This is a genomic window from Streptomyces sp. NPDC051173 (assembly GCF_040689515.1).
Classification (GTDB): domain Bacteria; phylum Actinomycetota; class Actinomycetes; order Streptomycetales; family Streptomycetaceae; genus Streptomyces.
In genome coordinates this window covers 72,729-88,474 of sequence record NZ_JBFBBD010000002.1, presented here as the reverse complement: position 1 = coordinate 88,474, position 15,746 = coordinate 72,729, and the positions used below count along the sequence as shown (strand labels likewise).

General features: G+C 72.6%; 12 protein-coding genes. 10 read left to right on the top strand and 2 right to left on the bottom strand.

From position 1 onward, the window contains the following. Positions 1-2: 2 nt before the first annotated feature. From AB0435_RS01870 to AB0435_RS01850, 5 genes are all read left to right on the top strand, one after another. Entirely contained in the window at positions 3-1,439 is a 1,437-nt protein-coding gene (locus AB0435_RS01870) for an MFS transporter (RefSeq protein WP_366002357.1), read from the top strand. Between the two features lie 30 nt (positions 1,440-1,469). Further along, positions 1,470-1,955, top strand: coding sequence for a MarR family transcriptional regulator (locus AB0435_RS01865; protein ID WP_366002358.1), 486 nt, complete (start codon positions 1,470-1,472; stop codon positions 1,953-1,955). A gap of 138 nt (positions 1,956-2,093) precedes the next feature. Further along, entirely contained in the window at positions 2,094-3,335 is a 1,242-nt protein-coding gene (locus AB0435_RS01860) for a xylan 1,4-beta-xylosidase (RefSeq protein ID WP_366002359.1), read from the top strand. Continuing rightward, complete coding sequence (locus AB0435_RS01855; protein ID WP_366002360.1) at positions 3,332-3,607, top strand: cysteine/serine endopeptidase inhibitor; 276 nt, start codon at positions 3,332-3,334, stop codon at positions 3,605-3,607. Before AB0435_RS01860 ends, AB0435_RS01855 begins: the two co-directional genes overlap by 4 nt. A 198-nt stretch (positions 3,608-3,805) precedes the next feature. Further along, complete coding sequence (locus AB0435_RS01850; RefSeq protein ID WP_366425941.1) at positions 3,806-6,556, top strand: discoidin domain-containing protein; 2,751 nt, start codon at positions 3,806-3,808, stop codon at positions 6,554-6,556. A 40-nt stretch (positions 6,557-6,596) separates the two neighbouring features. Here the strand turns inward: AB0435_RS01850 and AB0435_RS01845 are convergent, their stop codons facing one another. Both AB0435_RS01845 and AB0435_RS01840 read right to left on the bottom strand, forming a co-directional pair. After that, positions 6,597-6,962: a GntR family transcriptional regulator gene (locus tag AB0435_RS01845; protein ID WP_366425940.1), complete on the bottom strand. Its 366-nt coding sequence runs from the start codon at positions 6,960-6,962 to the stop codon at positions 6,597-6,599. Positions 6,963-6,964: 2 nt separating this feature from the next. Beyond that, a complete protein-coding gene (locus AB0435_RS01840) occupies positions 6,965-7,900 on the bottom strand; it encodes a DUF1648 domain-containing protein (protein WP_366002363.1) in 936 nt (311 codons plus the stop codon). An 865-nt stretch (positions 7,901-8,765) separates the two neighbouring features. Here AB0435_RS01840 and AB0435_RS01835 point away from each other — a divergent pair. From AB0435_RS01835 to AB0435_RS01815, 5 genes are read left to right on the top strand one after another with little or no spacing between them, the layout of a single operon-like run. Then, positions 8,766-10,244, top strand: a complete 1,479-nt coding sequence (locus tag AB0435_RS01835; protein WP_366002391.1) for a sugar transferase — start codon at positions 8,766-8,768, stop codon at positions 10,242-10,244. 19 nt (positions 10,245-10,263) lie between these two features. Beyond that, on the top strand, positions 10,264-11,598 hold the full coding sequence (locus tag AB0435_RS01830; protein ID WP_366002364.1) for a nucleotide sugar dehydrogenase: 1,335 nt from the start codon (positions 10,264-10,266) through the stop codon (positions 11,596-11,598). Continuing rightward, complete coding sequence (locus AB0435_RS01825; protein WP_366002365.1) at positions 11,588-12,859, top strand: glycosyltransferase family 4 protein; 1,272 nt, start codon at positions 11,588-11,590, stop codon at positions 12,857-12,859. The genes AB0435_RS01830 and AB0435_RS01825 overlap by 11 nt, the downstream gene beginning before the upstream one ends. Then, entirely contained in the window at positions 12,849-14,216 is a 1,368-nt protein-coding gene (locus AB0435_RS01820) for a polysaccharide biosynthesis protein (protein WP_366425939.1), read from the top strand. The genes AB0435_RS01825 and AB0435_RS01820 overlap by 11 nt, the downstream gene beginning before the upstream one ends. Then, the gene (locus tag AB0435_RS01815) at positions 14,213-15,742 is read left to right on the top strand and encodes a Wzz/FepE/Etk N-terminal domain-containing protein (protein WP_366425938.1); all 1,530 of its coding nucleotides are present in this window, start codon (positions 14,213-14,215) and stop codon (positions 15,740-15,742) included. The genes AB0435_RS01820 and AB0435_RS01815 overlap by 4 nt, the downstream gene beginning before the upstream one ends. Positions 15,743-15,746: the final 4 nt, after the last annotated feature.

Sequence of the window (15,746 nt, the reverse complement as noted above, 5' to 3'; positions counted from 1 at the left end):
CCATGTCACAGTTACTTTCCGGGAAGGACGGCGCCCAGGGGGCGCGGAGTCGCGACGGGGCCACGTGGGTGGCGGTCCTCGCCGCCTGCGTGGGGCAGTTCGTGGTGGTCCTCGACGTGTCCGTCATCAATGTCGCGCTGCCGTCGATCCGTTCCGGCCTCGACATCGGCGAGACGGGCCTGCAGTGGGTGGTCAACGCCTACGTGATCACCTTCGCGGGCTTCCTGCTGCTCGGCGGCCGGGCCTCCGACCTGTTCGGCCGCAAGGCCGTGTTCGTCCTCGGCCTCGGGGTGTTCACCGCCGCGAGCCTCCTGGGCGGCCTCGCGCAGGCGCCGTGGATGCTCATCGTCGCGCGCGCCCTGCAGGGCATCGGGGCGGCCGTGCTCTCACCCGCCACGCTCGCGATCCTCACGACCACGTTCCCCGAAGGCCCGGCGCGCGTCAAAGCCGTCGCGATCTGGACGGCGGTCGGCACGGGCGGCGGCGCCGCCGGCGGTCTCATCGGCGGCCTGCTCACCGACTACCTCTCGTGGCGCTGGGTGTTGCTGATCAACGTGCCGCTGGGCCTGATCGTGATCGCCGCGACCGTGGTCCGGCTGGCCGAGAGCCGGAGCGACCAGGCACGCAGGCGCCGGCTGGACCTCCCGGGAGCGGTGCTGGTGACCCTGGGCGTCGGCAGCCTGGCGTACGGCATCTCGCAGAGCGAGGGGCACGGCTGGGGCTCCGCGCGGACACTCGTCTTCCTGATCGTCGGTGCCGTGGCGCTCCTCGCCTTCGTCGCCGTGGAGCAGCGCACGCGCGAGCCGTTGATGCCGCTCGGTGTCTTCCGGGTGCGCTCGGTGTCGGCGGCCAACGCCATCACCATCGTCAGCGGTATGGGCTTCTACGCGATGTGGTACTTCCTCTCGCTCTACATGCAGAACGTGCTGAAGTACTCGGCTGTGCAGACCGGCCTGGCCCTGCTCCCGCACACCGCCACGATCATCCTCTCCGCGCAGTTCGCGCCCCGCCTGATGGGGTGGATCAAGGGGCGCACCCTGCTCGTGATCGCGGGGCTGCTGACCGCGGCGGGCTTCATCTGGCAGGGCAACATGGACGCCGACGGCTCCTTCCTGGTGACCCTGCTCGGTCCGGGCGTCGTGATGTCCTTCGGCGCGGGCCTGATGATGACGATCCTCGCGGTCTCCGCCACGACGGGTGTGGAGCTCTCCGAATCGGGTCTGGTGGCCGGCCTCGCCAACACCTCCCGCACCATGGGCGGCGCGCTCGGCCTGTCGGTCCTCGCGTCCGTCGCCGCCCGCCGCACGGCCGACCTGGGGTCCGGTGCCCACGCCCTGGCCTCCGGCTACGGCCGGGCGTTCGTGGTGTCCGGGGCCATCATCCTGGTGAGCATGCTGATGATCCCCTTCCTCCCCAAGCCCCAGACCGCGGCGGAATGACCTGTGGAAACGGACATACGAGGAGGCGTCGTGGGGCAGGAGCCGCAGTGGCTCGCCGAGGGGGAACAGCGCGTGTGGCGCGCCTATTTGCAGGCCACCAGGCTGGTGGAGGACCACCTGGACCGCCGGCTCCAGCGGGAGGCGGGCATGCCGCACCTCTATTACGGGCTGCTCGTCGAACTCTCCGAGGCCCCGCGCCGGGGGATCCGGATGACCGACCTGGCGCGCAAGGCGAAGATCACCCGGCCCCGGCTCTCGCACGCGGTCACCCGTCTGGAGAAGCTCGGCTGGGTGCGCCGGGAGTCGTGCTACGGGGACAGGCGCGGCCAGAACGCCGTCCTCACGGAAGAGGGGCGCGAGGTCCTGGAGAAGTCGGCCCCGGGCCATGTCGCCGCGGTACGCGCGGCCGTCTTCGACAGCCTCACCCCGGAGCAGGTCGAGCAACTGGGCCAGATCTGCCAGGCATTGGAGGCGGGGCTCGACAAGGAAGGCGCGGATCTTCCGTGGCTCCGCTGAGGCGGACAGCCGTCACGAGCGTGGGGGCCGTCAGGATCCGACGGCTTCCGCCGCCCTCCCGCACGGGATCCGGCCGGCCGCGCCCCGGATTCGCGCGAGCCCGGGAGAAGGCCGGACGGCACGGATATCCTGGATGCCGTGGAACGACACGACGGGGCACCGGGCTGGGGCTTCACCCATACCCAGCACAGCGCGGAGCACGGTGAGCCCGACGCCACCCGCAGGGCCGGTGCCTTCCTCTCCGCGCGGCCCCTGCCGCAGAACCAGCACATCATGGGCTGGGGCGCGGAGAATCCCGAACCGGCCCCCGGGCGGTACGACTTCGAGGCCCTCGACGAGCGCGTCGCCTTGATGCGCGCCACGGGGGCCGTCCCCGTCCTCACCCTGTGCGCCGCCCCCGACTGGATGAAGGGCGGCCGGGCCGGGCGCACCGACTGGTCCCGGCTGGAGGCCGCCCCCGACCCCCGGCACCACGCGGACTTCGCCCGGCTCGCGGGTGTGATCGCCCGACGCTACCCGGACGTCCGGCACTTCCTGGTGTGGAACGAGCTGAAGGGCTTCTACGACGAGGACAGGCGGCGCTGGGACTACGAGGGATACACGCGGCTGTACAACCTCGTGCACGCGGAGCTGAAGAGGCGGAACCCCCGCAATCTGGTGGGCGGTCCCTATGTGGTGGTCGACCACGACCCGCCCGCCGGCGACGCGGAGGAGCGCTCGCGCGAACTGCGCGGCCCCTGGGGCGAGCTCGACCAGCGCTCCGCCGACGTCATCCGCTACTGGAACGCGCACAAGGCGGGCGCGGACTTCGTCGTCGTCGACGGTTCCAGCTACACCCGCGAGGGTCACCGGGCGGTTCCCGACGAGTTCGCCGCCACCGAGAAGTTCGCCGACGTCACCCGCTGGGTGAGGCGTGTGACCGGACTCCCGGTGTGGTGGGCCGAGTGGTACGTCGAGCCGCCCGCCGAGGACGACAGGCCGGGCGGCCGGGACGGCTGGGGCGAGCAGCACCGCACCGCAGTGCACGCCACCGCGATGATGCGACTGGCGGAGGGCGGCGCGTCGGCGGCCTTCTACTGGAACCCGCAGCGGACCGGGAAGGCCTGCCCCGGCTGCCTGTGGCGGAGCACCCATCTACACGACGGGGGAGGGGAGTTGCCCATGGCGGGGCTGCTGGGCAGGTTCGCCCGCGAATTCCCCCCGGGCACCGTCTTCCGGCCGGTCGCCGCCACCGCCGGGGCGGGTGACAGGATCCAGGTCCTCGCCGACGACGCGGCCGTGCTCGTCGTCAACACCGAGTGCCGGCCGGTCGCGGCCAGGGTGGACGGGCAGGCGCTCTCCCTCGCGCCGTACGAGGTGCGCTGGCTGGCCTGCCCGTGATCCCGTGCGGCACCCCCATCGACGCCACTTCCCAGGACCTCGTCGCCGTCCCGGCCTCGTGGTGGACCTCCGTCAACCCCAACAACGACCCGCTGTGCAAGGGCATATCGGTGGAGGTCAGCTACCAGGGCAGGACCATCAGAGTGCCGGTGAAGGACAAGTGTCCTTCGTGCGACCGGACCCACATCGACCTCAGCAAGACGGCCTTCCAGAAGCTGGCGCCCCTCGACAAGGGCGTGGTCAACGGCATCACCTGGAAGTTCGTCCGCTGACCCCGCCCCGCCGGGTCCCCGGTCGCCCGGGGGCCCGGCGGGCCTCGCCCGGTCCGGTTCCGCCATGGCCTTCCGGCGTGTCGGCGCAGGGTTCGTCGTCTTCAAGAGTCATAAAGACAACCGCGACTGTTGACGTTGTGAGTTCAGTAAATTTAAGGTCGCGGGACTCTTGGAACAGATGCAAGACGACGGAGAACAATGACGTACTCCCCCGGCGCGCGGCCGCGTCCGGCCCGGCTGTCCGCACTGCTGCTCGCAGGCGCGCTCGTCGCCCCGGTGCCGCCCGCGGCCGCCGCGCCAGTGCCGCGACCCCCCACCGCCGACCGTCCCGCCGCCTCCGCCTCCCCTGCCGGCGGCTGCCGGACAGGTGACGGCTGGACACTGGACTCCACCCGTATCGACACCCACGACACCCACCACGCCTACGTCGGCAACGGCTACCTGGGGCAACGCGTACCGCCCAACGGCGCCGGCTACACCGACAGCGACACCAAGACCGGCTGGCCGCTCTTCACCCCTGGATACGACGGCTCGTTCGTCTCCGGGCTCTACGCGCACAACAAGGGGACCACCGACGACCGACAGGCCGTCGCCGCCCTGCCCACCTGGACCGGACTCACCGTCGGGACCGGCGGCGAGCACGGCGACATCTTCAACTCTTCGACGGAGCCTGGCCGGATCTCCGGATACCGCCAGACCCTCTTCCAGAGCTGTGGCATCGTGCGGACCTCCCTGACCTGGACCGCCGCCGACGGGCGCGAGACCGACCTCGTCTACGAGGTGCTGGCCGACCGCGACGACCCGCACACGGGCGCCGTACGGCTGAGCGTGACGCCGCGCTGGAGCGGCGAAGCCACCGTCACCGACCTGCTGGACGGACGCGGCGCCCGGCGCATGCGGCAGACCGGCGGCGGCGACCGCACCGGTGGGTCCGGCCGGGACGACCGGACCATGGACGTGGCCTTCCGCACCGACGGCACGGACACCGACGGAGCCGTCGCCTCCACCCTGCGGGCCGGGCGGGGCGTGCGCGCGACCGGCGGCCGGCACGCAGGATCCGCGAAGGACCTGAGCGCCGGCCAGTCCCTCACCTTCCCCGTCCGCGAGGGCCACGCGTACGAACTCACCAAATACGTGGGCGTCGACACCGCGCTGACCTCGCGCGCGCCCCGCCAGGACGCCACCACCGCCGCACTGCGCGCCGCCCGGCGCGGATGGGACGGGCTGCTGCGCGCCCACACCGCGGCCTGGGCCCGGCTGTGGCGCTCCGACATCGAGGTGCCGGGACAGCGCGATCTCCAGGCATGGGTGCGCTCCGCCCGGTACGGGCTGCTGTCCAGCACCCGGGAAGGCGCGGCCGACAGCATCGCCCCGGCCGGGCTGACCAGCGACAACTACGCGGGCCTCGTCTTCTGGGACGCCGAGACCTGGATGTACCCGGCCCTGCTGGCCACCGCACCCGAACTCGCCAGGACCGTCGTCGACTACCGCTACCGGACCCTCGCGGGAGCCCGTGAGAACGCCCGCGAGCTCGGCTACCAAGGGCTCTTCTACCCCTGGAACAGCGGCAGTAAGGGCGACCTGGCCCAGGAGTGCCACAGCGTCGACCCGCCCCATTGCCGCACCCAGATCCACCTCCAGTCGGACATCTCCCTCGCCACCTGGCAGTACTACCTCGCCACCGGCGACACCGCCTGGCTGCGCGAGCGCGGCTGGCCGGTGATGAAGGGGATCGCCGACTTCTGGGCCGGCAGGGTCACCCCCAACGCCGACGGCAGCTACTCCGTCAAGGACACCGCCGGACCCGACGAGTACAGCAACGGCGTCGACGACGCGGTCTTCACCAACGCCGGAGCCGCCACCGCCCTGCGCAACGCCGCCCACGCCGCGCGGCTGCTGGGCGAGCGCGCCCCGGGGGAGTGGACGTCGATCGCCGACAGGATCCGGATCCCGTACGACGCGCGGCACAAGGTCTTCCAGCAGTACGACGGTTACCCGGGCAGCAGGATCAAGCAGGCCGACACGGTGCTGCTGATGTACCCCCTGGAATGGCCGATGTCCCAGGCCGACGCGGCGCGCACCCTCGACTACTACGCCCGGCGCACCGACCCCGACGGCCCCGCCATGACGGACTCGGTCCACGCCATCGACGCCGCCGCGACCGGCGAACCGGGCTGCTCGACGTACACCTATCTCCAGCGCTCCGTCCGGCCGTTCGTACGCGGTCCCTTCGACCTGTTCTCGGAGGCCCGCGGCACCAAGGCGGGCGCCGACGACCCCCTCGCCGGCTCGCCCGCCCAGGACTTCCTCACCGGCAAGGGCGGCTTCCTCCAGGTCTTCACCAACGGCCTGACCGGCATGCGGATGCGCGAGGACCGGCTCCACCTCGACCCGACGCTGCCCCCGCAGCTCGGCCGCGGCGTCACCCTGCGCGGCCTGCGCTGGCAGGGCCGCACGTACGACATCGCCATCGGCGCCCACGACACCACCGTGCGGCTCACCGAGGGCGCGCCCATGACCCTCGACACCCCGAAGGGCGAGCAGGTCCTCACCAAGGCCGCACCGGCCGTGCTGAAGACCCGCCGCCCCGACCTCATCCCCACCGGCAACCTGGCCCGCTGCACCACCGCCACGGCCTCCTCCGAGGAACCCGGTATGTACGCGGCGGCGGCCGTGGACGGCAACTCCGCCACGGCCTGGGTCCCCGACGGGCCGAACGGTGAACTGACCACCGACCTCGGCAAGTCCGTACGCGTCACCAAGGCCACCCCCGTCTGGAGCGGCCCGGCACCGGCCTCGTACAGCGTCCGGCTCTCCCTCGACGGCCGGCACTGGCACGACGCGGCCGCGGGCGGCGGGCCGGTGTCCGCGCGGTACGTACGCGTCGCGCTGCGCGGTCAGGCCGACGCCAAGTCCCGTACGGGGATCGCCGAGCTCACGGTCTCGTAGCGGGGAACCGCGCCGTCGGCCGGCGGTGACGCGTGGGACCTCACACGCCGTCGGCCGACAGGGACGTCCTGACGAGACCGAGCACCTCGTCGTCACTCAGCCCCAGCGCGCGGGCGTCGGCGACCAGTCGCCGGGCCTGTACGGTGAGCCGGGCGCGCTCGGCGGTCCGCCCTCCGGTGACGACGGCGCCGCGCCCCCGGCGCAGTTCGAGGAGGCCCTCCTCGCGCAGCCGTTGGTACCCACGGAGCGCGGTGTGCATGTTGACACCGAGCGACGCGGCGAGGTCGCGGGCGGACGGCAGGCGCTCGCCGGCGCGTACGGTGCCGTCGGCGAGGGCGCCGCGGACGCAGGCGGCGATCTGGTCGCCCAGGGGCACGGAGGACGAGGGATCGACGCGGAAGAGCACGGTCACCCTCCCGCGGAGGTGCGGCGTTCGCGGTCGGCGAGGGTGTTGAGCAGCGCGGCAGCCGTGGCGGCGTCGTCGACGGTGACGACGAACTCGCTGCCGGTGGTCAGCCGGGCGCTGATGGCGTCACCGGAGCGCAGCACGATGCCGCTGGCGCCGGGGCGGACGCGGTAGCCCCAGCCGCCGAAGTCCCGCAGTGGGGAGACGGTACGGTGTCCGGCTTCGGTGATCCGGTGCAGCGGCACGTTGAGGCGCGGCCAGGGGGCGAGCGAGGGAGTGACGGTGAGGCCGCGCCGGTCCGCGGTGACCCGGGCACCCGTCAGCAGGGCCAACAGCGCTCCCGTGAGGAGAAGCGGCAGCGCGGACAGCCATCCGGCGGTGGCCCCGACCAGGACGCCGGCGGCCAGGACCAGGACACCGGTGACGGGCAGGACCCGGGAGCCCGCCACCCGGGTCCAGCCGGCGATCTCGGAGTCGCCGAGCGCGAGGCGCGCGGCATCGGCGGACGATCCGGGGACCGTTCCGGTCTCCTCGCTCCTGCCGCAGGCGGCCCAGCCCAGCGCCGCGTAGAGCGCCGTGGCCCCGAAGGCGAGTGCGGCCCGCGTCCCGGGCAGGGTGACGGAGGAGGCTTCGTCGACACCGGTGTTGGCCAGCAGCACGGCGGTGGTCAGCCATCCGGTCAGCACCGCGACGGCACCGCCGAGGACGGCCAGCACGCGCTGGCCGCTGTTGTTCGGCCGCGCCCAGTGGACGAGCGCGCCGAAGAGGACGCCGTCGCCCAGCAGTACGCCCAACGTGGCGGCCAGAAAGGCGCCTTGGCCCGAGAAGCCGTCGGCATGGCCTCCCGGTCCGATGTGGGAGGCGATCCGGCCGGGCAGCCGGTCCCGCACCGAGAGGAACACCGCCAGGACGACGGCGGTGGCTATGAGCGGCGGCACGATGGCGACGGCAAGACGACGAGCGTGGACGGATGTGTGTCGTGATCGCGGCATGAAAGTAAACCCCCACTTGTTTGCACACTAGTAGAACAAATGGAGGTGGGCTCGGGGAAGGGGGATGTCCGCGATCTTGACGCGATCCGAACACCGTCCTTGCCGCCCGGGGATGTCGGGCGAACCTGCCACGCGAAAGCCGAACCGTGGCCGGAAGCCGACGCGTCCGCCGGTGACGGGCGTCCATCGGCGCCAGGGCCGGGTTCGCGGCACGCCGCAGTGCGCGAACAGTGGGATGAGGGTGCTGAACTGGGCTCCGTGGAAGGCCCGTTGCGGCCGGCCGATCACTGAGTGCAGAAGCCGCGCCCGGGGGCGGGCGAGCCGCTGGGGCGAGCGGTGGTGTCAAGGCACCTCCAGGAAGTCACCCGATCGGTGGATCCAAGCCACAATGCGTGAGCACAAATTGCACACACCCTCTCTACAGGCCGCCTCCGATGGTCTAGGTTGTCCGTGCTTCAGCTGCTCGGGTACGAAGCGATCAATCAATGATCCATGGGTCCGGCCCTGCGGACGGCCTGTGGTCGCGTCCCTGGTGCCAGACGTGGGGGTGATCCGTTTTCGGAGCCCGGGAGCGGGTCTCGGGTGCGGGGAACCCGAGGCCGCGACGGGTTCCCGCGTCCCTCGGGAGTCTGGCAGGACACGCGAGTCCGCTGTCTCCAGGGTGAGTTGTTCAAGCAACGCTGAAAGAGCCGGAGTGTCACGGGGGGCGTGGGCCTCCCGAAGGGAGACACCGTGCGGGGGGTGGGGGCCTCCCGGGGGGAGGAACAGTGTTAGGCGAACACGTCGAGCCACTGGTGACATGGGGGGTCCTGTGCGGCAGGGGGGATTAGTCAGCCCGTTTCCGTCGGCGCGAAGACGTCCGGCGAACGGGACGATCAATGAGCCGGCGACCGACTGGGAGCAGCGGTACCGCCGTGCAGTGATCACCAGCGATACGCTGGCCACCGCCTTCGTGGTGGCGGCGATCGGCATCTTCTTCGGGGCCCGGGACGCGGCCAACTGGCATGAGAAGTGGGGAATTCTCGCCTTCGGCACCGAGCTGCTGGTGCTGGGGGCGCTCGCGGTGAACCGGGCGTGGGCCCCGGCCGTGCTCGGCCAGGGCGCCGAGGAATTCCGCCGGCTCGGACGCTCACTGTCCACGGCGGCCGTCGTCCTGGCGCTCGGCGGGATCGCCCTCACCTCGCGCAACATCAAGCTCTGGATCTTCGTCGCGATCCCGGCGATCGCGCTCGTCACCATGACCGAGCGGTATCTGCTGCGCCTCTGGCTGTACCGACAGCGCAAGGAAGGACGGTGCCTGCGTCCGGTGCTCGCCGCCGGGAGCCCGGCCACCGTGTACGACCTGATCACCCGGACCCGCAAGTTCCCGCACCTCGGCTGGCGGGTGGAGGCCGTGTGCACGCCGGACGGCCTCGGGCTCGACGGTGACCGGCTGGACGGAGTGCCGGTCGTCGGCCGGCTGGCGGACGTCGCCGGTCACGTCCGCCGCGACGGCTACCGCGTCGTCGCGGTCACCCCGGACCCGCACTGGTCACCGGACCGGCTGCAGCGGCTGGCGTGGAACCTCGAAGGCGGCGACGCCGAGATGGTCGTGGCCCCCGTGCTGATGGAGGTGGCCGGCCCGCGGCTGCACGTCGACGCGGTGCTCGGGATCCCGCTGCTGCGGGTCAGCATGCCGACCTTCACCGGGGGCCGCCGGGCGGTCAAAGAGGTCGTCGACCGGATGGGCGCGGCGGTCCTGCTGATGCTGTTCGCGCCGCTGATGGTGCTCGTCGGGCTGCTCGTGCTGGCGGACAGCCGGGGCGGGGCGCTGTACAGCCAGCGCAGGGTCGGCAAGGACGGCCGCGAGTTCACCATCTTCAAGTTCCGCACCATGGTCGCCGGTGCCGACAGGGCGCGTGCCGAGCTGGCCGGCCTCAACGAGGGCGCCGGCCTGCTGTTCAAGCTCCGCCGGGACCCGCGGCTGACCCGGGTGGGAGCGATGCTGCGCCGGTACTCGATCGACGAGCTCCCGCAGCTCTTCAACGTGCTCACCGGCTCGATGTCGCTCGTCGGCCCGCGGCCTCCGCTGCCGGAGGAGTCCGCCGCGTACGGCCCGGACATCCGGCGGCGGCTGCTGGTCAAACCGGGCCTCACCGGCCTGTGGCAGATCAGCGGACGCAGCGACCTGCCGTGGGAGGAAGCGGTCCGGCTGGACCTGCGGTACGTGGAGGACTGGTCGCTCGCCCTCGACTCGGTGATTTTGTGGAAGACGCTGCGTGCCGTGCTCCAAGGGCAGGGGGCCTACTGATGCGGGGGAGGAACGGGACATGAGGGTAAGCGTCTTGGGGCTCGGCTACGTGGGCTGCGTGTCGGCCGCGTGCCTGGCCCGCCTGGGGCACGAGGTCATCGGGGTGGACGTGAACCAGGCGAAGGTCGACCTGGTCAACGACGGCAGGGCCCCGGTGGTCGAGGAGCGGATCGGCGAGCTCGTCGCCGAGGCCGTGCGGACCGGAGCGCTGCGCGCCACCGGTGACGTCCGCGAGGCGATCATGGGCAGCGAGGTGTCTCTGGTCTGCGTGGGCACGCCGTCGGAGCCCAACGGCAGCCTGTGCACCACGTACTTGGAGCGGGTCACCGAACAGATCGGCGCCGCGGTGGCCGAGGGGGCCGGGCAGGCCGAGGAGGGCGGCCGGCAGACCGTCGTGTTCCGCAGCACCATGCTCCCGGGCACCTGCCTGAACCTGCTGGTACCGATCCTGGAGAAGCACACCGGCGGCACGGCCGGGGTGGACTTCGGGGTCGCGGTCAACCCGGAGTTCCTGCGCGAGGGCACGAGCGTGCGGGACTTCTTCGACCCGCCCAAGACCGTCATCGGCGAGCTCGACCCGGCGAGCGGCGACGTGGTGGCGGCGCTGTACGACGGCCTGCCCGGCGAGGTGTTCCGGGTGCCGGTCCCGACGGCCGAGGCGATCAAATACGCGGACAACGCCTTCCACGGCCTCAAGATCGGCTTCGCGAACGAGCTGGGCGCGGTGTGCCAGGCGCTCGGGGTGGACCCGCACCAGGTGATGGACGTCTTCCTGGCCGACCGCAAGCTGAACATCAGCCCCGCCTATCTGCGGCCCGGCTTCGCCTTCGGCGGCTCCTGCCTGCCCAAGGACCTGCGCAGCCTGGTCCACGCGGCGCGGCGGGCCGACGTCTCGGTGCCCATACTCGCCCACGTGCTGCCCTCCAACTCCGACCATCTGCAGCGCGCGGTGGAGCTGGTCGGGCGCACCGGCAGGCGCCGGGCGGGCCTGTTCGGGCTGTCCTTCAAACCCGGCACCGACGACCTCCGCGAGAGCCCGCTCGTCGAGCTGGCGGAGAGACTCATCGGCAAGGGCTACGACCTGCGGATCTACGACGCCAACGTGAACCTGTCCCGGCTGCTCGGCGCGAACCGCGAGTACATCGAGACCCGGCTGCCGCACATCGCGCAGCTGCTCGTGGACTCCGTCGGCGAGGTGCTCGAGCACGCCGAGGTGTGCCTGATCGGGACCAAGGACCCTGCCGTGCTGTCGGAGCTCCCCCATGGCGGCGGCACGGTGCTCATCGACCTCGTCCGCATACCCGACGCCGAGGCGCGCCGGGCCGAACCGGGGTACGTGGGCCTTGTCTGGTGACACAGCGTTCGGTGACACAGCCGGCGGCGGCCGGCCGGACCGGCGCGCGCTGATCCTGGTGGAGAACCTGTCGGTGCCGTTCGACCGGCGGGTGTGGCAGGAGTGCACGACGCTGCGCGACGCGGGCTGGAAGGTGCACGTCATCTGTCCCCAGGGGCGTACGCGGGACACGGAGCCGGAGGCGGAGATCGACGGGGTGCAGATCCACCGCTACCCGCTGCGCGCGGCCACCGGCGGGCCGGTCGGCTACCTGCGGGAGTACGGATCGGCGCTGTGGCACACGGCCCGGCTGGCCCGCAAGGTCGGCCCGGTCCACGTGGTCCACGCCTGCAACCCACCCGACCTGCTCTTCCTGCCCGCACTGTGGCTGAAGCGGCGCGGCGCGCGGTTCGTCTTCGACCAGCACGACCTGGTGCCGGAGCTCTACCTCTCCCGGTTCGACCGCGGCGAGGACCTGCTCTACCGCGCCGTGTGCGCGCTGGAACGGCTGACCTACCGGGCCGCGGACGTCGTGCTCGCCACGAACGAGAGCTACCGGGACGTGGCGGTGCGCCGTGGCGGCCGGCGGCCGGCGGACGTCTTCGTGGTGCGCAGCGCCCCCGAGACCGACCGGTTCCGACCGGTACCACCCGAGCCGGAGCTGAAGCGCGGCAAGCCCCATCTGCTGTGCTACCTCGGCGTCATGGGCCCTCAGGACGGCGTCGACTACGCCTTGCGGGCCCTCGCGAAGATGCGCGACGAACTCGGGCGGACCGACTGGCACGCGGTGTTCGTCGGCGCCGGCGACGCCTTCGACGCGATGGTGGAGCTGTCCCGGCGGCTCGGGCTGTCCGATCAGGTGCAGTTCACCGGGCGCGTTCCGGACGCCGATCTGGTGCGCTACCTCTCCACCGCGGACGTGTGCCTTTCCCCCGACCCGCGCAATCCGCTCAACGACGTGTCGACCATGAACAAGGTCCTGGAGTACATGGCGATGGGCCGGCCGATCGTCTCCTTCGACCTCCGGGAGGCGCGGGTCTCCGCCGGCGACGCCGCCGTCTACGCGCCCGCCAACGACGAGACCGAATTCGCCTGGCTCATCGCGCAGTTGCTGGACGACCCGGAGAAGCGGGCCCGGATGGGCAAGACCGGCCAGGAGCGGATCGGCGGGCGGCTCTCCTGGCGGAACTCGCAAGCGTCGCTGCTCGCCGCCTACGCCGCCGCCTGCCGTGACCGCACTCCGGTGCCGGGACGGGGAGGAGGCCGCGCCGTTGAGCGATGACACGATACGCCTGGCCACGATGGGGCGGATTCTCCGTGGGCGCTGGCGGTTCCTCGCCATCCTCGCCGTGGTGGGCGCGCTCGTCGGCTACGGCATCTCGGAGCTGTTCCCGCCGCGCTACACGACGTCGGCGTCGGTACTGCTGCCGGGCCAGTGGGAAGAGCGCGAGCTGCTGACCCAGGCGGAGATCGCGGCCAGTTCGGCGGTGGTCGACCGCGCTGCCGCCACGCTCGGCCGGACGGGCGCCGACGCCGCCGAGCTGCGGCATCGGGTGAGCGCCAAGGCCGCCGACGGGAACATCATCAAGATCTCGGGCACGGCCGACACCCCGGAGCGCGCGCAGCGGCTCTCCGACCGGGTGGCCCAGCAGTTCGTCACCTTCGCCGTGCGGCTCGCGGGCGACAGCACGGACCCCGACACGGCCACGGGACCCGAGGCACTGCGGCAGAAGGTGGCGGAGACCAATCAGCGCATCACCGACCTGGCCGACGCGGCCGGTCCCGGGCGGACCGTGGAGAGCGTGCAGACCCGCACTGAGCTGGAGAAACTGCGCGCCGGGCTGCAGGAGGCCATGAAGAAGCTGGACAAGGCCGACCCGGCGGCCAACAAGGCCGGCATGGTCGTCATGGGGCCGGCGGCCCGGCCGGCCGGCGAGGCGCCGCCGACCAGGACGCAGCTCGTCGCCGCCGGGGCGCTGCTGTTCTTCCTGCTCGCGGTCATCGGCCATCTGGTTGCCGCACGGGCGAACCGCCGCCTGCGTACGGAACCGGAGATCGCCGCGGCGCTGGGCTCGGCGCTGCTGGGCACCGTCGACGTACCCGGCGGACGGCGCGCGTACCGGACGGAAGTCCGTGGCGCACGGGCCCGGATCCGCCGGCTGCTGGGCGTCGACATCCGGTGGGACGTACCGGCTCCGCAGACGTCCGGCGACGAAGCCGGCAGACGGATCCGCTACCGGCGGGTGTGCGCTCGCCTCCGGGACCAACTGCCCGCCCCCCGGCGGCTGCTGGTCGTCGTGCCGGACGGCGACGAGATCGCCCGCCGGGCCGCCGGGCAGCTCGTCGCCGAGGCCGGGAGCGATCCGTCGCTGCGGGTGGTGGCAGTCTCGGTGCTCCAGCCGATGGTGCCGGACCGCGACGCCGAGTCCGGTGCCCTGGTCGTGCTCAGCGCGGGCAGCTGGACCGCGGAGGAACTCGCCGGCATCGCCGAGGCGTGCGCGGACGGCAGGCACGAGGTCGTCGGCACCGTCGTCGCCGGCGCGGTCCGGGCCCGTCCGGAGCGGCCCGCCGACCGCCCTCCGGACGACGCCCCTCCGGCGCTCGCGGTCCAGGGCAACGCGGGGAGGGGTTCTGTGTGACGGCGAGCGAGACTTCGGAGCCGTCGGCCGCCGCTCCGCTGCTGGACCTGCACGCGCTGGTGGTGGCGGTGCGCAGACGCCGCCGCCTCTGGTGCTCGATGGCGCTGCTGGGGCTGCTGGTCGGCGCGGTGGTGGCGGTCCTGCTGCCGTCGCCACCGACCGCGGTGACCAAGGTGCTGGTCGCGCATCAAGCGGACCAGCCGAACGACCCCGGAACACTGATCCGCACCGACGTCGCGCTGCTCCAGACCACGCGGATCGCCGACCAGGCCCTCAAGTCCCTCAAGTCCCCGGAACGCCCGGAGGACTTCATGCGGGACTACCGGGGCACCGGCTTGACCAACAACCTGCTCCAGATCACCGTCACCGGTGACAGCGAAGCGGAAGCGGCGGCCCGCGCCAAGGCGCTGGCCGACGCGTTCGTCGCGAACCACGTGCGGCGGATGCAGGACGCCGCGGACGCCGAGGCCAAGGCCCTGCTCGACCAGCGTGACCGGATGCAGGACGAACTCGCCCAGGTCAACAAGGCGATCGGGGACCGGTCGCCGGGGAGCGACCCGAAGGCGTCGGCGAGCATCGAGTCGCTCTTCGCCCACCGGGCCGAGCTCAACTCGCGGATCGCCGACTTCGGCCAGCGCGCCGCGGAGGCGCGCACCGGCACGCCCAAGCTCGTCGCCGGCACGCAGATCGTGGACGCCCCGCGCGCGGTGCGGCACTCCCTGCCCAGGACCGCTGCCACCGACGCCGCGATCGGTCTCGTCCTCGGTCTCGTCCTCGGGCTCGCGCTGGCCGCGGTCGGCGCGGTGGTGGCCGACCGCCCCGTGCTGCGCCGGGAGATCGCGGCGAACCTGGGCGCCTCGGTCATCGCGGAGCTGCGCCGCGCGCCCCGCCGGCCGGCCGGGCCGTGGCCGTACCGACGGACCTGGACGGCGCGCGAACGGCTCACCACGACCCTGGCCCGCACCGTGCGCGCCTCCGCGGGACCGGTGTCGCTGCTGGAACTGGGCTGCGCGCGCAGCACGAGCGTGATCGCCCTGGACGTCGCCAGGGCACTGGAGGCGGAGGGGCCGGTGGTCGTCGTCGACGGTCTGCCCGGCCCGGAGCTCGCCGACAGCCGCCAGGAGCCAGGAGGTCCGGCCGTGGTCAGCGGCGAGCGTGCCGCGGCCGTGCCGCGTCAGGTGCGCCGGCTCGGCGTCGGCTCGGTCGCGCCCGGCACGGCGTGGACCGACCTCCAGTACCTCGGCGGCCGGACGGTGCTCGTCGTGCGGGCCGGGCACGGCAGCGCCGCATGGCTGCACACCGTGGCGCGGCAGTTGGCGGACCAGCGCATTCCGGTGATCGGTGTGGTGCTGATCGACCCCGATCCGCGTGACCGGACCGACGGCACGCTGTGGGAAGGGCCGCACACCGCACCGCGCGGCCATGACGAGTGGCCGGCCCGGTGGAACGGGACGGGCCGGCCGCGCGCGGAGCGGCCGTCGACGCCGGCCGCGCGGGTCCCGGACAGCGACCAGGAGGCGCGGTAAGAAC

Excerpts from the sequence above, each read along its gene's own strand:
- AB0435_RS01870 (WP_366002357.1), top strand. The coding sequence starts at position 3 with ATGTCACAGTTACTTTCCGGGAAGGACGGCGCCCAGGGGGCGCGGAGT.
- AB0435_RS01850 (WP_366425941.1), top strand. The coding sequence starts at position 3,806 with ATGACGTACTCCCCCGGCGCGCGGCCGCGTCCGGCCCGGCTGTCCGCA.
- AB0435_RS01830 (WP_366002364.1), top strand. The coding sequence starts at position 10,264 with ATGAGGGTAAGCGTCTTGGGGCTCGGCTACGTGGGCTGCGTGTCGGCC.